At 39.7% G+C, this 17,662-nt stretch carries 17 protein-coding genes; 16 read left to right on the forward strand and 1 reads right to left on the reverse strand.

Features of this window, described 5'->3' with window-relative positions:
• Window positions 1-214: 214 nt before the first annotated feature.
• From CYP77_RS07450 to CYP77_RS07525, 16 genes are all read left to right on the forward strand, one after another.
• The gene (locus CYP77_RS07450; protein ID WP_103567316.1) at window positions 215-2,161 is read left to right on the forward strand and encodes a TonB-dependent receptor domain-containing protein; all 1,947 of its coding nucleotides are present in this window, start codon (window positions 215-217) and stop codon (window positions 2,159-2,161) included.
• 1 nt (window position 2,162) lies between these two features.
• Window positions 2,163-3,254 carry a PepSY-associated TM helix domain-containing protein gene (locus CYP77_RS07455; RefSeq protein WP_103567317.1) on the forward strand — a complete coding sequence of 364 codons (1,092 nt, stop codon included), beginning with the start codon at window positions 2,163-2,165 and terminating at the stop codon, window positions 3,252-3,254.
• Between the two features lie 63 nt (window positions 3,255-3,317).
• Window positions 3,318-3,782, forward strand: a complete 465-nt coding sequence (locus tag CYP77_RS07460; RefSeq protein ID WP_021087786.1) for an RNA pyrophosphohydrolase — start codon at window positions 3,318-3,320, stop codon at window positions 3,780-3,782.
• Window positions 3,782-4,981, forward strand: a complete 1,200-nt coding sequence (locus CYP77_RS07465; RefSeq protein ID WP_103567318.1) for an aspartate kinase — start codon at window positions 3,782-3,784, stop codon at window positions 4,979-4,981. The genes CYP77_RS07460 and CYP77_RS07465 overlap by 1 nt, the downstream gene beginning before the upstream one ends.
• On the forward strand, window positions 4,981-5,520 hold the full coding sequence (locus tag CYP77_RS07470; protein ID WP_004317778.1) for a HobA family DNA replication regulator: 540 nt from the start codon (window positions 4,981-4,983) through the stop codon (window positions 5,518-5,520). The genes CYP77_RS07465 and CYP77_RS07470 overlap by 1 nt, the downstream gene beginning before the upstream one ends.
• Window positions 5,521-6,141: a DNA polymerase III subunit delta' gene (locus CYP77_RS07475; protein WP_103567319.1), complete on the forward strand. Its 621-nt coding sequence runs from the start codon at window positions 5,521-5,523 to the stop codon at window positions 6,139-6,141.
• On the forward strand, window positions 6,138-7,277 hold the full coding sequence (gene folP, locus CYP77_RS07480) for a dihydropteroate synthase (protein WP_103567320.1): 1,140 nt from the start codon (window positions 6,138-6,140) through the stop codon (window positions 7,275-7,277). Before CYP77_RS07475 ends, folP begins: the two co-directional genes overlap by 4 nt.
• 24 nt (window positions 7,278-7,301) lie before the next feature.
• Entirely contained in the window at window positions 7,302-8,162 is an 861-nt protein-coding gene (locus CYP77_RS07485; RefSeq protein WP_103567321.1) for an NADAR family protein, read from the forward strand.
• A 41-nt stretch (window positions 8,163-8,203) separates the two neighbouring features.
• Window positions 8,204-10,147: an NAD-dependent DNA ligase LigA gene (ligA, locus tag CYP77_RS07490; RefSeq protein WP_103567322.1), complete on the forward strand. Its 1,944-nt coding sequence runs from the start codon at window positions 8,204-8,206 to the stop codon at window positions 10,145-10,147.
• On the forward strand, window positions 10,137-10,850 hold the full coding sequence (tlyA, locus tag CYP77_RS07495) for a 23S rRNA (cytidine-2'-O)-methyltransferase TlyA (RefSeq protein ID WP_103567323.1): 714 nt from the start codon (window positions 10,137-10,139) through the stop codon (window positions 10,848-10,850). The genes ligA and tlyA overlap by 11 nt, the downstream gene beginning before the upstream one ends.
• Complete coding sequence (locus CYP77_RS07500) at window positions 10,816-11,709, forward strand: bifunctional riboflavin kinase/FAD synthetase (protein ID WP_103567324.1); 894 nt, start codon at window positions 10,816-10,818, stop codon at window positions 11,707-11,709. Before tlyA ends, CYP77_RS07500 begins: the two co-directional genes overlap by 35 nt.
• Window positions 11,706-12,410 (forward strand): carboxy-S-adenosyl-L-methionine synthase CmoA, encoded by a 705-nt coding sequence (gene cmoA / locus CYP77_RS07505; RefSeq protein ID WP_103567325.1) that lies wholly within the window; start codon window positions 11,706-11,708, stop codon window positions 12,408-12,410. Before CYP77_RS07500 ends, cmoA begins: the two co-directional genes overlap by 4 nt.
• Window positions 12,411-12,502: 92 nt before the next feature.
• On the forward strand, window positions 12,503-13,144 hold the full coding sequence (locus tag CYP77_RS07510) for a PTS sugar transporter subunit IIBC (RefSeq protein WP_103567326.1): 642 nt from the start codon (window positions 12,503-12,505) through the stop codon (window positions 13,142-13,144).
• Window positions 13,145-13,154: 10 nt separating this feature from the next.
• The gene (locus CYP77_RS07515; protein ID WP_103567327.1) at window positions 13,155-13,799 is read left to right on the forward strand and encodes a hypothetical protein; all 645 of its coding nucleotides are present in this window, start codon (window positions 13,155-13,157) and stop codon (window positions 13,797-13,799) included.
• A gap of 4 nt (window positions 13,800-13,803) precedes the next feature.
• Window positions 13,804-14,502, forward strand: a complete 699-nt coding sequence (locus CYP77_RS07520) for a hypothetical protein (protein WP_103567328.1) — start codon at window positions 13,804-13,806, stop codon at window positions 14,500-14,502.
• Window positions 14,502-15,065 carry a toxin-antitoxin system YwqK family antitoxin gene (locus CYP77_RS07525; protein WP_103567329.1) on the forward strand — a complete coding sequence of 188 codons (564 nt, stop codon included), beginning with the start codon at window positions 14,502-14,504 and terminating at the stop codon, window positions 15,063-15,065. Before CYP77_RS07520 ends, CYP77_RS07525 begins: the two co-directional genes overlap by 1 nt.
• A gap of 31 nt (window positions 15,066-15,096) precedes the next feature.
• Here CYP77_RS07525 and fdhF read toward each other — a convergent pair whose 3' ends face one another.
• Entirely contained in the window at window positions 15,097-17,373 is a 2,277-nt protein-coding gene (gene fdhF / locus CYP77_RS07530) for a formate dehydrogenase subunit alpha (protein ID WP_103567330.1), read from the reverse strand.
• Window positions 17,374-17,662: the final 289 nt, after the last annotated feature.

Genomic DNA, 17,662 nt, shown 5'->3' on the forward strand with positions numbered 1-17,662 from the left:
CTTTTTATGTAACTGATGCCATTAGCTTGTTTAAAAAATTCTACATTTATACGCTTGTTGTTTTGCGAGATTTTACTTATGCCATATCTTTTATCTAAATTTATCATTTTATCCCTTGAGCGTTAAATTTAATCCCTCTAGCGTTATGTCTGATATTGATAACGATTATTTAATTTTAGTAAAATATGATTTAAATTTTAATAAGGAGTTTTTTGTGAGAAGTCTATTAAAAATTTCTATTTGTGCGGCAGTTTTTATAAATTTACCGCTTTTTGCAAATGAAGATAAAGTTCTACCAGAGGTTAAAGTAGTGAGTGCAACTGGCTTTGAGCAAAATATAAAAGACGCCCCTGCAACGCTTAGCGTCATCACTCAAGATGCGTTAGAAAAGAGAAATCATAAGGACGTTGAGAGCATGGTAAAAGACGTGCCAAGCCTTTTTGGAACGACTCCCGAAGCGGCAAATAGACGAGGAATTTCTATACGCGGATTCTCTCCAAGATTTACTAAAATTTTAGTAAATGGCATGCCAGTTCCAGGAGATAACGCTTATAAAGGGCTAAGAAGTGTTGGAGGCTCGTATAGTTTCATCCCGCCAGCAAGTGCGATAAGCCGTATCGAAGTGATACGCGGTCCTATGAGCTCGCTTTATGGCAGTGACGCACTAGGCGGTGTGATAAACATCATAACAGATGAGTTTAGTAACGACTTTCATGCAAATCTTGGCTCAAGCTATAAATTTGCTAGAAATAAAAATATAAGCGGCGAGTTTTACAACAGCCTCTATCTGCACTCTGGGCTAATAGACGATCTTTTAAGCATCTCAGTTTATGGCAAAAATTTAAACAAGTCAGAGGATAAAATCTCATACGCAAACAGAGAGCAAAAAGATAGAAATTTTGGCACGAAGCTCTTTTTTAGACCAAATGAAAATAACGACATCACGCTTGAACTTGCAAGAAGTGATGTGAAATATAAAAGAACTAAAGGCAAAACACTATCAACTGGTACTAACTCGGTTGCTAGCGAGAGAATAAAGGGCGATGTGATAAATTTAAGCCACGAAGCAAGGCTTGATAATATCTTGCTTCAAAGCTATTTATCTTACGGCAAGATAAAAGAGATCGCTCAACAAAATTTGACGCTAAAAACACTAAATTTTGATACAAAAGGTTCATATTTTACTGATAACAACGCCTTTACTTTAGGGCTAAACGCCAAAAAAGAAAAGCTTGACGAAAAGGCTACCACAGCAGACGCTGCAAATGTAAAAAGATATGATGTTTCACTTTACGGCGAAGATGATTATCATCTTACAAAAGATTTTATCTTAAGCACTGGCATTCGCTATAACTACGACGAGAACTACGGTTCGCACGTTTCACCAAGAATTTATGGTATCTATAACATAAATGACTTTTTTGCCCTAAAAGGCGGAGTTAGCACAGGATACGCGACGCCTGACATCAAACAACGAACGCAAGATCTTGCATTGCCATTTGCTGGAGGACGTGGAGCACAGCTTGGTAGAAGCAGCCTTAAGCCAGAGACAAGCGTGAGCTATGAATTTGGCGGCGTTTATAATGACAATGAAGGCTTTGAAGCATCGCTAACTGGCTTTTACACAAGTTTTAAAGATATGTTAAGTTACAGGCCTATCTGCTCAAGAGGCAGTGTTTGCAGACATAAAGGTAAAATTTATCCAAATGGTATTTGGGAGAGTGTAAATATCGGTAAAGCTGAAATTTATGGAGTTGAACTAACAAATGAATGGCAAGTCACAAACGCTCTTAGGCTAAATCAAAGCTATGTCTATACAAGATCAAAGCAAAAAGATGGAGCGGAGATAGGCAAAAGTTTAAACAACTATCCGCTTCATACATTTAAATTTGGAGCGAACTACGAGCTAAACAGATGGCTAAATTTCTGGTCTCAGATAAATTATTATGGCAGGACTAAAAACTCATTTAGCTATGCTGATGACATCAGACCTTACGTGATCGCTGATCTTGGTATAAACTACAACGTAACAAAGAATTTCAGTCTAAATTTGAGCGTTTATAACCTCTTTAATGAGTACTTTACGACAAGATCTGGCAGATACGATATCTTGATAGCTGACGGACAAAAGATCGAACTTGGTTTTAATCTAAAGTTTTAAAATGATAAAAATTTTGAAAAAATTTCATCTTATTTTGGCTTTTATCTTTGCCTTGCCACTTCTTGTGCTTGGCATTAGCGGGGCGATCATCTCGTATCACGATGAGATAATCGATATCTTTAGCAAAGATGAGGTCGTGGCTGGCAAAAAGCCTTTAGAGATAGATGAAATTTTAAAAATTTTTAGCAAGAGCGAGTCAAATTTTAATCTTAGCTACCTAAAGATAAAATCAGAGGCAAACAAGGCTTATGTCATAAGCGGAACTAGTGAAAATGGCGAGTTTGAGTCGTTTTTTGTAGATCCTTATACTGGAGAAATTTCAGGCAAAAACAAGGCAGAGAAATTTATAGGGCTGGTTTTAAATTTGCATAAAAACTTAGCCCTTTCGCTTTTTAAAAATGAAAATTTGAGTAAATTTGCAAGCGAGCTAGTAGCGCTTTCTACGCTTGCGTTGCTTTTTATCTTGATAAGCGGGGCGGTGATATATTTTTGGAGGTTTAGAAGCAGGGTAGGAGATGCTTTTAAGCTAAATTTAAAGGCAAGAAAATTTGCGTTTTTGTATTCATTACACGGCTTTTTGGGTATCTATCTTGGCGCCGTTTTAAGCGTGATTTGCATTAGTGGGCTTTACTTTTCTTATGAGAGCTTTGCTAAGGTTATAAACCAAATTTGTGGCGAAGAAAAGGTCTTTAAAAAGCCAAATTTTACAAACAAAAATGGCTTTAGCTTAAGCGACGAGCAAAAGGTGGCAAACCTTAAAAAAGCTTATGAAATTTTCATCTCTAAATTTGGAGACGAGTTTGAGGCTTTAAATTTTATAGCAAATAGCGGCGGCGTCAAATTTATGCTATTTTACCTGCCAAAAGGTGCTAGTGAGAGAGAAGGCGTTAGGCTTTTAGTCGATACAAAAAGCGAGCAAATTTCAAAAAATGCCATGCCAAAGTCATTTGAAATTTATAAATTTATGCTTGATTTGCACGCTGGATATATCTTTGGCGAGCTTGGTAAATTTATATTTTGTCTAGCATCATGCGGTGTGGTTTTACTGCTTTTTAGTGGAGGTGCGATTTATTACAAACGGCGCAAAAACTAACTTCATTTATCTATCTCTTAACTCTTTTTCGTTATCATCTCAAATAAATTTTTTGGAAAAGACATGCAAAAAAAATATAGACCAAATGTAGCAGCTGTCATTTTGTCTAGCTCTTACCCTTTTAAATGCGAAATTTTAGTCGCAAAAAGGGTTGATATGGACGATATCTGGCAGTTTCCTCAAGGTGGCATAGATGAAGGCGAAAGTCCAAAGCAGGCACTAAAAAGGGAGCTTAAAGAGGAGATCGGAACTGATAAATTTGACTTCTTAGAAGAGTATCCTGATTGGCTTAGCTACGACTTTCCAGCAAATGCGTCAAAGAGATTTTATCCATTTGATGGGCAGACGCAAAAGTACTTTTTGGTTAGGCTAAAAAACGGTGCGAGCATAAATTTAAAGACCGAGCATCCAGAATTTAGCGAGTATAAATTTGTAGATATCAACAAGGCTTTAGAGGGGATAAATCACTTCAAAAAGCCTATTTATGACAAAGTTTTGAGTTATTTTAAAGAGAAAGGATATTTTTGATGTTAATCGTTCAAAAATTTGGCGGAACTAGCGTAGGCACGCTTGAGCGCATCGAAGCTGTGGCAAACAGGGTCATAGAGACTAAAAACAGCGGCGCTGACGTTGTGGTCGTAGTTTCTGCGATGAGTGGAGTGACAAATCAATTGGTTGAATATAGTGAGTATTTCTCAAAGCACCCAGACGGCGTTGCTACTGATATGCTTTTAAGCTCAGGCGAGCAAGTAACCACCACACTTTTGACGATTGCACTTAATGCAAAAGGCTATGCGTGCGTAGGACTAACTGGCGCAATGGCTGGGATAATGACTGATGATGTGCATACAAAAGCTAGGATAGAAAAGATAGACACCACTAGGCTAAAAGCTGAGCTAAAAGCTGGCAGGATCGTCGTCGTAGCAGGCTTTCAAGGCATAGACGACAAAGGTGATATCACCACTCTTGGCAGAGGTGGAAGCGACCTTAGTGCGGTTGCATTAGCTGGGGCGCTTGAAGCTGATCTGTGTGAAATTTTTACCGACGTTGATGGCGTTTATACGACTGATCCAAGGATAGAAAAAAAGGCAAAAAAGCTAGAAAAGATAAGCTATGACGAGATGCTTGAGCTCGCCTCTGCTGGGGCGAAAGTGCTTCAAAATCGCTCAGTCGAGCTAGCAAAAAAACTAAATGTCAAACTAATCACAAGAAGCAGTTTTAACCACAACGAAGGTACATTAATAGCAAAGGAAGATAATATGGAAGCGGTTTTAGTAAGCGGTATAGCACTAGATAAAAATCAAGCAAGAGTAACTTTAAGAGGCGTAGTCGATAAGCCTGGCATCGCAGCTGAAATTTTCACAGCTCTAGCTCATCAAAATATAAATGTAGATATGATCATCCAAAACGTAGGACACGACGGCACGACAAATTTAGGCTTTACAGTGCCACAAAACGAGCTTGACCTAGCAAAAGAGACTATGCAAAAGCTCTCAGCTGCAAAACATGTCGAGTATGACGATGCGATCGTGAAAGTCTCGGTTATCGGCGTAGGTATGAAGAGCCACAGCGGCGTAGCATGTCTAGCATTTGAGACGCTTGCAAAAGAGGGGATAAATATCCAGATGATCTCAACAAGTGAGATAAAAATTTCAATGATCGTCGATCAAAAATATGGCGAGCTCGCGGTTCGCGTACTTCACGATGCGTATAAGTTAGATAAATAATGCAAGATTTTATCCAATGGACGCTTGAGACTATAAGAAGCGAAAGATATATGAGCTGGATGGAGGAGAAGCGCGTCGAATGGACGCCTTTGCTTGCATCTAGGCTTAAATTTTTGCTTGATAGCAAGGCTTTTATAGTCATCTGCGACGATGAGCGAGAGTGGTTTGAAAACTATCTTTTAAGAAATATCAACCGCACAAAAAGCGAGCGTCCATTTTTGCCATTTTTTAGCCTAAGATCGCTCTATCCAGCCTTTGACAGCGTCGAGACAAACGAGCAAAAGCAGCTTTTAAAAGATATGCTAAGCCTTGCCTTTCCAAATGGCTACATCTTTTTTTACATCGGCAAAAGCATAGACAAGCGTGCAAATTTAGCTAAGACTGATGAAAACAGCTATATGTGGCTCTTTGACGAGCAGGCGCAAAACAGCTTCACGCTAAGCTCGAGCGATGAAAACTTAGACATCAAACTTCTAAATTTATATAAACTTTTTGACAAGAGCATAGACGCCGTGCTCTTTGCAAAGGTGATGCTCTAAATGCTTAATAAAATCGTCATAACAAGCGATTTTGAAAATTTAAAAGCCAAGCTTGAAGCCGAGTTTGGCGTAAATAATCTAAGATTTTTTATAAGCGATGATTTTTTGCTAGAAAATGCAAAAGAGGTCATCGCCGAAGCCTATATCGCCGAAAAAGATGAGAAAATTTTAGTCATAGAGGCGAAGTCTTTTCGCACCGAGGCTCAAAATGCACTTTTAAAGATCATCGAAGAGCCCCCAAGAAACATCAAATTTATAATAGTAACGCAGAGTAAAAATTTACTTCTACCAACGATCAGATCGAGGATGCTCATAGAAAATAAGCTCACCAAAAAACCAAAAATGAGCGTAGATCTAAATTTAAAAGCCCTTGGCCTAAAAGAGCTAACAAGCTTTATCGATCAAAAGATAGCAGAGGAGCAGGCGCAAAAATTTGGCAAAAACGAGCTAAAAGAGCTTGTGGGCGCTATCGTAACAAAGGCGGTTGATAGCGGGTATAAATTTAGCGGCGATGAGATGGAGTATTTTTTCTCACTCATCAAGCTTGCTGATCTAAACGCCAAGTCACATGCCGTTTTGACGCCACTTTTGCTTACTATCTTTGAGAAAGGACGACGTTGAAATTTTATAAGATAAATAACAAAAGCGACTTTGATGAAATTTGTAAGGCCGTCTCGCCAAGTCCGGCTGGTGCGAAGCTCATGCAAGAAAAGAGCGAGATAAATTTTATCTTCATTGACGAGATAAAGACCCCAGCGGCAAATATCCTAAAGCAAGACGCCCTAAGTGTCGGCGCCGAGCTGGTTACGCACAAAGATACTATTTTAGGGCGTGAGAGCCTAAACAAAGCCTTGCTAATGGCGACAAACGCGCAGCTTAGGCAGTTAGCCAAAAAAGAGAAGCTGCAAGACTTTGGGCTTAAAAAGCTTGCAGGTTTTTTAGAGACTAATTTTACAAAGCCAGCAAAGCCCCTTATAATGGGTGTTGCAAATATCAACACAGATAGCTTTAACGAGCAAAGCCGCATAAATACTCAAAATGGCATAGCAAAAATCGAAGCCATGATCGAAGCAGGCGCAGACTATATCGATCTTGGCGGCGTTAGCTCAAGGCCAGGGAGCGAGTATTGCGGCCGTGAGGAGGAGTTTAGACGCATAAAAGATATCGTGGAGGAAATTTACAAGCTAAATTTACACGAAAAGGCGAAATTTAGCCTTGATAGCTTTGATCCTTATTGCTTAGAATTTGCGCTAAATCATGGCTTTAAGATGATAAATGACATTACAGCAAATGCCTCTCTTGCCACGCTTGCTGCAAGATACGACGCCGAGTTTTGCATGATGCACATGCAAGGCGATCCTGCCACCATGCAGATCGCGCCAAAGTATAACGACCTAATCGGTGAAATTTCAGACTTTTTTGAGCAAAAGATTGCCCTTGCAAAGGAGCTTGGCGCTAAAAAGATAGTGCTTGATGTGGGTATTGGCTTTGGTAAGACGGCTGAGCAAAATTTGCTGCTTATTAAGCATTTGGAGCATTTTTTGAAATTTGGCTGTCCGCTACTCGTTGGTGCTAGTCGCAAATCAGTCATAAATCACTACTACAAAAGCGAAGTCAAAGACCGCTTGCCAGGCTCGCTCTATCTACATCTAAAAGCCTTCGAAAACGGCGCGCAGATCATAAGAACGCACGATGTAGCCGAGCACAAGCAGCTTTTTGATATGCACGAGGCGATGAGCCAAGCCACGCTTTGGTAGGACGCTTTGTTAAAAAGAGGCTAGATGAAAAATTTATTGCCACCACCTTGGATCAAATTTCCAAGTATAGATCCATTTTCCATCGGCTGGAGGATGGGCGCTGGCGAGGATTATAAGTTTAAATTTAACGACTGGCTAAAAACGCTAAGCCAAGATGAACAGCGCGAATATCAGCAGCTTTTTGCTGAGCCTGCGACGTGGCGTGGATACTGGGATGAGAAGCTAGGCAAGGATGAAAGCACGCTTTTTATCAAGGATGACTTTGTCATAGACCTTTGGGAACGTGAGCCTAGATATGAGTTAAAATGGCTTAAAAAGCGCTATAACGCTGGCAAGTCGGATAAATTTATATTATTTTGGGGTCATCAAAAGAGCGCAAATTTAAGCGCAAGCTGCCTTAGTCAGTGGTACGCCTCTAGCTTTTGGCAAGATGAAACTAAATACATTTGCGCCGAGCAATATATGATGGCTAAAAAGGCTCAGTGTTTTGGCGACAAAGAGGCTATGGAGCAAATTTTATCCGCCAAAGATCCAGCGCAGATGAAGGCACTTGGCAGGCAGGTGCGAGGCTTTGACGCTAAGGTCTGGGACGAGATAAAATTTAGTGTCGTGCTAAATGCGAGCTATCTAAAATTTAGCCAAAATGCCCCTTTGCGTGAATTTTTACTTCAAACTGAGAGTAAAATTTTAGTCGAGGCAAGCCCAGTTGATAAAATTTGGGGTATAGGCTTGGGCGCAAGCGATGAAAATGCGCAAAATCCTATGAAGTGGCGAGGGCAAAATTTACTTGGCTTCGCGCTAATGAGGGCGAGAGACGAGATAGTAAAGGTCTATAAAAACGTCCATTTATGCGATAAAGGTGAGCTAAATTTGGATCATTTATAAAGTATGTTTAAGATAAAATGCGGTGTAAATTTGGAGAAAAAATGACAAAACAAGAGTATGAAAGAGCGGTAGATACGCTAAATGCGTGGGCAAAGGCCTACTACGACGAGGACGAGCCACTTGCAAGCGACGAGGAGTATGACGCGCTATATCATGCGGTTTTAGCCTTCGAGCAGGCAAATCCAAGTGAAATTTCGCTATTTTCGCCGACTAAGCGAGTGGGCGGAGGCGTAAAAGAGGGCTTTAGCAAGGCAAGTCACATAAAGCGCATGTGGAGCATGGAGGATATCTTTAGTCTTGACGAGCTTGATGCGTGGCTAAAGCGCGGCGATAAAGAGAATTTGACCTTTGTTGCTGAGCCAAAATTTGACGGAGCGAGCCTAAATTTACTCTATGAAAACGGCGTTTTAGTTAGGGCGATAACCAGAGGAGATGGCGTTACAGGCGAGGACGTGACGCAAAATGCAAGGACCATTAGCTCGGTGCCAAAGAGCATTAGCTACAAAGGGCTCATTGAAATCAGGGGCGAAGTCGTCATAAAAAAAGATGACTTTGAGCTACTAAATATAGAGCGCGCAAAAGAGGGCGAAGCGCCGCTTTCAAACCCTAGAAACGCAGCCGCAGGAAGTCTTAGACAGCTTGATAGCGCAGTCACTGCTAAAAGAAAGCTGCTTTTTATACCTTGGGGCGTGGGCGAGCAGAGCCTTGGGCTAAAAGATCACAGCGAGGTGATGAAATTTGTGCGTGATCTTGGCTTTGAGAGGGATGATTTTTTTAAAATTTTAAAAAAAGATGAGCTTGAGGCTGCATATAACGAGCTCTTGGCAAATCGCGACTCAAAGAGCGTGATGATGGATGGCATGGTGATACGAGTAAATGACCTTGCGCGCTGTGAGCAGCTAGGCTACACGGTCAAATTTCCAAAATTTATGGTGGCGTTTAAATTTCCAGCCATTGAAAAGGTGACTAGGCTAAAAGACGTGGCACTTCAGGTTGGCAGAAGTGGCGTGGTGACGCCTGTTGGCGTGCTTGATGAGGTAAATATAGATGGCGCCAATGTAAAATCCGCTACCCTTCATAACTTTGATGAGATCGAGCGCCTTGGTGTTATGAAAAACGACTACATCGGCATCATCCGCTCAGGAGATGTGATACCAAAGATCACAAAGGTTTTTAAAGATAGGCGAGATGGCAGCGAGCAAGCGATAGAGAGGCCTAAATTTTGCCCAGTTTGCGGCTCACACCTGCTTGATGAAGGGGTCTTTGTAAAGTGTCAAAATTTAAGCTGCAGGGCAAGAGTGGTGGGCTCGATAATCCACTACGCATCGAAAAAATGCCTAAATATCGACGGCCTTGGCGATGCGATAGTAAATTTGCTATTTGACAAAGGGCTGATTGCTTGCATAAAAGACATTTACAACCTTAAATTTGATGATCTCATGGCGCTTGAGGGCTTTAAAGAGAAAAAGGTAAATAACCTTTTAAATGCTATCGAAGCTAGCAAAGGTGCGGAGCTATCTCGCTTTATCACGGGCCTTGGCTGCGAGCATATCGGCGAAGTGGCGGCTAAAAAGCTTGCAAGTAGCTTTGGACTAGGCTGGCTTGATGCTAGCTTTGAAGAGCTAACCTCGCTTGAGGGCTTTGGCGCGGAGATGGCAAATAGTTTAATCGACTTTGCCGAGGTCAATAGAGCAGAAATTTTAGCCCTTAGCCAGATCGTGCAGCCAAGCGTGACGCAGGTACAAAGCATCTCAAACGCGCTAAGTGGCAAGACGGTCGTTATAACTGGCACGCTAAGTCGCCCAAGAGATGAGATAAAAGCCGAGCTTGAGAGTTTTGGCGCAAAGGTTTCTGGCTCAGTCTCTAAAAAAACGGACTTCGTCCTAGCTGGCGAAGAGGCTGGCAGCAAGCTTGATAAAGCAAATGAGCTAGGTGTGCTGGTGATCGATGAGAGCGAATATGAGAGGCTAAAACTTGAGGCTTGATAACTACGTCGCAAGCGTTTTAAATATAAGTAGAAACAAGGCGAGCGAGCTGATAAAGGGCGGCAAGGTGCTAATAAACGGCGAAATTTGCACCAAGGTTTCAAGTGAAGTTAGCGAGGCTAAAATTTCACTGCTTGATGAAATTTATGTTGGGCGAGGCGCGCTTAAACTAAAGAGCTTTTTGGAAGCGATGAAATTTGACCTAGCTGGCAAAAACGCACTTGATATCGGCAGCTCAACTGGCGGCTTTATGCAAATTTTACTTGAGCGTGGCGTAAAGAGCGTGACTGGCGTCGATGTGGGCACTGATCAGCTAGATGCTAGTCTAAGAAGCGATGAGCGAGTGAAAATTTATGAGAAAACTGACGTCAGGGAGTTTGCAAAGCAAAATCAAAGCAAATTTGATCTCATAACCTGCGACGTGAGCTTTATCTCTTTGGCTGAAATTTTGCCTGCCATTTGCGAGCTAGCAAGCGAAAATTCACTCATCATAACGCTTTTTAAGCCGCAGTTTGAAGTGGGCGTTGGCGTAAAACGCAATAAAAAAGGCGTTGTAACCGACGCCAAGGCTGTAAATTTAGCGATGAGGCGCTTTGAAGTGCTAGCAAGTAGCTTGAAATTTGAACTGATAGCCTGCAAAGAGTGCGAAGTCAAGGGAAAGGAAGGAAATGCCGAATTTTTCTACGCTTTTAACAAAAGATAACATCACTGCCGTTGCGATCGGGCACTTTGACGGTGTGCATAGGGGGCACAAGCAGCTTTTAAAGCAGCTTGGCGAGTTTGGCGGACTTGTTGTCATCGATAAAAATAAGGCCAACATCACGCCAAAGCTAAAGCGAGCCGAGTACTCAAACTATCCTTGCTTCTTGTATGATTTTGAGAGTATAAAAGGGCTTAGCGGTGAGGAATTTATCGCACTTTTAAAGCGGGATTTTAAAAATTTAAAAAAGATCGTTGTTGGATTTGATTTTAGATTTGGCAGAAATAGAGCGTGGGACAAGCACGATCTGAAAAGAATTTTTGATGGCGAGGTAGTCGTCGTTGATGAGGTTTGTTATGACGGCATGGGCGTGCATAGCTCATCCATCAGAGAGCTGATACGTCAAGGCAACATCGATGAGGCAAACAGGCTAATAGGCAGGGAGTACTCGATCGAGGGCAACGTGATAAAAGGGCAGGGCATCGGCGCAAAAGAGCTGGTTGCCACGCTAAATTTAGATATAAAAAGCTATCTTTTGCCGCGCGAGGGCGTCTATGCGACAAGAACGAGGATGGGCTCATACACCTATGGCTCGGTCACTTTTATAGGCAACAGACTTAGCACGGATGGAAATTTTAGCGTCGAGACGCACATCTTAGACGAGGTCGCGCCAAAGGTGACGACGCACGTTGCTGTTTGCTTCATAAAACGCCTAAGAGATAATAAAAAATTTAATAATCTTGGCGAGCTAAAAGAGCAGATAAAGCGCGATATAAACGAGGCTAGAAAGAGTGTGGGAGTGTGCGATCTCTTTTTTGGAGAGACGATGAGATACTTTGACGGATATGGAGCTGGTATATGAGAGATGAAATTTTTAAAGAGCCTATAAACAAGCAGTTTGAATTTGATGACTTTGTGGCGAGCGTTTTTGATGATATGATCTCGCGCTCGGTGCCATTTTACGACGTTAGCTCAAATTTAAACGCAAAGTTGCTGGCTAAAATTTTGCCAAAATCAGCAAAAGTGTGCGATCTTGGCTGCTCTACGGCAAATAGCCTACTTTTGCTAAACAACCTTAGAAACGACCTCGTGCTAAGTGGCGTGGATAACTCTGAGGCGATGCTGGCAAACGCTAAAAACAAGGCAAAAGCTTATGGGGCTGATATTGAATTTATTTTGGGTGACATCACGGAGTGCGAGTTAGAGGGCTTTGACGCTGTTTTGGCAAACTATACTTTGCAGTTTATCAGACCGCCAAAAAGAGCAAATTTGGTGCAAAAAATTTATAACGGACTAAATGAAAATGGAGTTTTTTTGTTTAGTGAAAAGATCATCTTTGAAGATAAAAAGCTTACTAAAAGCGTCATAGAAATTTACGAGGACTACAAGCAAGCGCAAGGCTACTCACGCTACGAGATCGCCCAAAAAAGGGAGGCGCTTGAAAATGTGCTGGTGCCATATACTGAAGAGGAAAATAGAAGCTTAGCCCTAAATGCTGGCTTTAAGCGTGTTGAGAGCACGTTTAAATGGGGAAATTTCATGAGCTTTTTGGCGTTTAAGTAAAATTTTCATTTAAAAAGTGGTTATTTTTGTAAATTTAAGCTAAATCATATATATATATATATAGTTACACATAAAAAATAAGGATATTTTTTATGGAACTAATACTGCAACGCATTATAGATGAAGCGAGTGAAAATTTTGGTAAAGAATTTTTAGAACACTATCTGTCTGGTAGCTTTGGCTCTATGAGTAAAAGTGAAACGGAAATTCTTATATTTCATCTACTTTCAAAACATTTTGAAATTTCATCAAACTACGAAATATCAAATTTATTAAAAATAAGCGAAACAAAGGTAAAGAATTTAACTTTAAATGCCCATTTGAGGTATCCAAGACAAAGTGGAGATGAAATAGTTAGAGAAACTCTTGTAGATATTGCTAAAAAATTTAGTGCAATCTATGATGAGCAAAATGGTGAAGTTAAAATTCATATACAAAGTAGTGTTCAAAAGCGCGAAATGATAAATGCAATAAATAAACTTGGTTCGTTTGCTGATTATTGCTTAAATAATGAAATTCTAAAAATCAGAATAAATACTTTATTTTCTTTATTTGAAAAGTTTCTAGATAAAGAAAAATTTAAAGACACTGTTCAGACTTATCTCAAAGATAAAAAACTAAATGAAAAACAGTTTTTTGATGCACTTAATAATAGCCAAAGATTTATAGAAATTATAAAAAGATCTAATATAAAAATTAGTGATGTGATAAATACAATATTAAATTTTATTTAAAGGAGTTATTGTGAAGACTATAGGAAAAATTTTAGTCTTATCTGTTCTTGGTATGGTTGTACTTGTTACTGTTGTGTATATGTTTGGTTTAAACCAGCCTACTATACGTTACGGCAGCAGTATAGTTGAGGGGTATACTGTTTTTCAGATAGAAATGCCATCTGAAAAAGGCACAGTAGATGATGTTATTGTAAATGATGGTAATTGCCCAATAGAAAGGTTTAAAAAAGCAGACCAACGTAAATTGAGAGCTTATGCAGAGAAATATCCTGACCTTGTTGTGAATAGCGAGCAACATAGCAATTTTATAGAAAAGATGAACGGGTATGTTTTTGATAAGCTAAATGGCAAGTATGATCTATTTAACGGAGGAGCGCAGATATCAGATACAGCTACTGGAAGTAATAGTAAGTATTTAGTCGTACTTAATGCTAAAAATGGGGAAAAGGTTCCTTTTTTCGACATAAAATATAAAACAAAGGAAGCTGATGAATTTTTTGATTTATTAAGTGATGATTCAAGAGCTTTATATGTTGATGTTTTCCCGTCCAATAGCGTGCAAATCGTTGTTAAATGCTATAAAGATGAACTGAAAAAAATGGTGGTCAAGACAAGCAATGGTGACTTTGATTATGATTTAAGCAAAATAAGATAAAGCCATGAAAAAAAATAGAATAATTTTATTACTAGTATGCATATTAAGCATAGTTTTGGTAGGTTGTACAGATGGTGAAAATTCAAATAAAAATTCTCAAATAAAAGATAAAATACAAGAGAGCTCAAATAAAGTAAAAGAGAAAATAGAGCAAGTTTTAAATAAGATAGAAGTGCCTGAGATTAAATTTATTCAAGGCGAACATTGGATTTTTAAAACTCCTATATATAAAATAGCTATAACTGCAAAAGAAGATAATACAGTTATAAACGATGTTGTAGTTAATCGTGGAAATTGTATAGTAGATAAATATCGTGGCATTAACTCAAAAAAAGCACAAGAGTATGCTAATAAATATCCACAAAATGTGAAAATTGCATCCGAAAAACAGCAGAATGAGGGTAGTTTATTCCATGATATTGTAATGGTTGATAACAATAAAGGAATACTTCTTGTAGATACAAAAAATAATGAAAAAATCATAGCAAGGAGTAGTATTTACAAGGCCGATAAAGAGAATATAACTTATTTGCAAAATTTAAATGATGAGTCAAGAAGCTTATATATTGATGTATTTCCTTTAAAATTAGATTTTGCTGGAAAATATGAGCTAACAATCAATTGTGATATAGGTGATATCTTGGAGGTTGTTTTAAAAACAAATGGTGGTGATTTTAAATACACACCAACTAGGAGATATTAGTGAAAAAGAGCGTTTTACTAATATCTATTACGATACTTTCACTGATGGCTACAGATAAAATTTGTGAGACTAAGCTCGACATGATTGAGGGCTGCTTATTAAAAGAGTATGAAAATGAGCGTTTAAAGGCAGATATCCCATACAAAAACAATAAAATAAATGGAGTTGTAAGAGAATACTTTTTGTCAAGTGGTAGATTGAATATAGAAAAGCATGTGACAGATGATGTCTTAAATGGAGAATTGAAAGTTTGGTATGAAAATGGACAGCTCATGGAAGCCATTAATTATAACAATGGTAAAGTATTGGATGGTCACTATAAAATATTTTATGATAATGGAAAATTAAAAAGCGAAACTTGGTTCAAAGATAATTATAAAACTGAAGAAAAATACTACAAGAAAGATGGTAAATTAAGCGTTACTATGAATTATAAAGATGGTAAATTTTTAGGTGGTCTTTGCGAAAGAGATAATATAAAAATCCCAGCAAACACTAATGATTTTGTTGAATACTCATTGGAACAATTATCTACAATGTGTGAGAATGACTTCTTATTCTAGTTTAAATTTAGCGGGAAAGCTCCCGCTAAATTTACTCATTTATCGCTGCGTTTCCGTGGTGGTGGAAGTCATCGTAGATGATCTTAGAAGTTTGGAATTTCTCGCGTTTTAGCTCGCGAACTCGTAAAAATTCCTCTTCATCGATCTTTTTGATCTGGATAGCTGCTTTAAATGTTGGAGTTTTGCTGATGTAGTCCCAACCGCTGCTTGTTAGCTCGTTGCAAGAGCTCTCCCAGTAGTGGAAAGTCATCTGTATGATGCCATCAGGCACGATGTCAGTCACTTCAGCTTTTACGACGATGTAGCCGTATCTACTCCAAGCTTTGATGAAGTCGCCTTGTTTTAGCCCGTATCTCTCTGCAAGCGCTGGGCTCATCTCAGCGATAGGTCCGATGCTATCTCCGCCCTCTTCGATGGCACGTGAGCGTCTTGTCATGGTACCAACTGTATATTGATAAACTTTTCTTGTTGTTAAAAGCTGTATTGGATACTCAGTGTCAGTCTTCTCATCGACTGAACCAGCCATGATAGGATACTCTGGTGACATATTCATCTTCTTAGCAAACTCAAGTTTCGCGCTCTCGATTTCATCAGCCTTATCTACAAATAGGCATGGCACAAAGCGGCCTTTACCATCAGGTGTAAAGAATTTCTTATCAAGATAGAGGCTCTGACCGCCCATATCATCTTCAGTTGGGCATGGCCAGTGAAGTCCGTGATATTTTTTAAGTCTATAGTAGCTCATGCCGCCGTAGCGTCTAGGGTCGCATTTTCTAACTTCTTCCCAAATTTCTTCTGGTGAGTTAAAGTTAAAGCCCTCTGTTGCGCCCAAACGACGTGCGATCTCACAAACGATCCACCAGTCTTGTCTAGCATCTCCTGGAGGTGTTATGACTGCTTCGTTGTGTTGGACACGGCGCTCTGCGTTAGTATAAAGACCCTCTTTTTCACTACTTGCAACGCCAGGGAGAACGACGTCAGCTTTTAGTGAAGTTTCAGTTAAAAATAGGTCTTGAACCACGTAGAAATCGACATTTGCGATGCCTTTTAAGAAGTGGTTTGTATTTGGCTCAGAGATGACTGGGTTTTCGCCGATAGTCCAAAAAAAATGCACTCTACCATCAAGTATCGCATCAGGTACTTCAGTTTTATGGATGCCTATCTTTGAGTTTAAAAATCCAGGCTCAAGGTGCCACATTTTCTCAAACCAAGCTCTTTGCTCTGGGTCGGTGACTGAGCCAAGATTTGGGAAGATATTTGGCAAAACGCCCATATCGCAGCAGCCTTGAACATTCTCTTGACCTCTAAGCGGCAAGTCGCCTGTGCCAAGCTCACAGATATTACCAGTGATTAAAAATAAATTTGATACATCACAAACTCCGCCAACACCGTGGTTAAAGTGAGTTACGCCCATACCGTGGGTGATGACGGCTGGTTTTGTCGTAGCGTACATTCTAGCAGCTGCTCTGATATCCTCTGGATTTAGCCTTGTGTATTTTGCTACAACCTCTGGGGCATAGTCTTTTACAGCCTCTTTGACGTACTCGATGCCTATTGTGTGATCTCTTACAAATTCCTCATTTACAAGGCCTTCTTCAATGATAGTATAAAGAAGTGCGTTGATAACTGGGATGTTGTGCTCAGGCTCTAGCTGCAAGTGGATGTCTGCTCTACTTGCAAACTCAGTCTTGATAGGGTCGATAACGATCAGTTTTGCACCGCGGTTTAGCGCTCTTTGGATGTGCATAGCTGCGATTGGGTGGCCATTTTCTGGGTTTGAGCCTATCATTAATATACAGTTACTATAAGTGCCAATCTCTGTAAAGCTATTTGTGGCAGCTCCGTTTCCGATTGTTTTAGCAAGTCCTGCTACTGTCGGAGCGTGTCAAATTCTAGCGCAGTGATCGACGTTATTTGTGCCTATAACTGCGCGCATTAGCTTTTGAGCGACGTAGTTGTCCTCTAATGTACAGCGTGCTGAGAAGTTTCCTGCTAATGAGTCAGGGCCGTATTTCTCTTTGGCTTCTTTCATCTTTTCTACGACAAGGTCAAGCGCCTCGTCCCAGCTAGCCTCTTCAAATTCGCCATCTTTTGAAAAAACGCCGTTTTTCTTTCTAATAAGCGGTTTTGTAAGTCTATCTGGACTTGCAACGTAGTCCCAGCCATAAAAGCCTTTTAAACATAAATTTCCTTGATTGACTGGATTGTCTTCGACGCCAGTAGCGGCACGAACGACGTTGTTTTCCACGTGCAAGGTTACTTGACAGCCTGTCCCGCAATAAGGACAGATGACTTTGCCTTCTTTCATCACTTTCTCCTTCTAATTATGCATTTTTTGCATATTTATTTTGAGTAATATTACTAGTGCGAAACTTAATCTTTTATGAAAAATTCTTTATTTAAAAAATAAATTTTAATTTTAAGTTATATTTTATATAAAATTTAAAAAGCCGAATATATAGGAATTTAAAAAATATGCTAAATTTGCAGGAATTTCTAAAATTTATCAAATAAGAAATAAATTGTGTAAATTTGACACAGAAGCTGAAAGATGAAAAATTAAATTTAAATTTAGTTTGAGGCAAGATGTTTAAGCT

It is taken from the genome of Campylobacter concisus, assembly GCF_002913865.1.
GTDB lineage: Bacteria > Campylobacterota > Campylobacteria > Campylobacterales > Campylobacteraceae > Campylobacter_A > Campylobacter_A concisus_AM.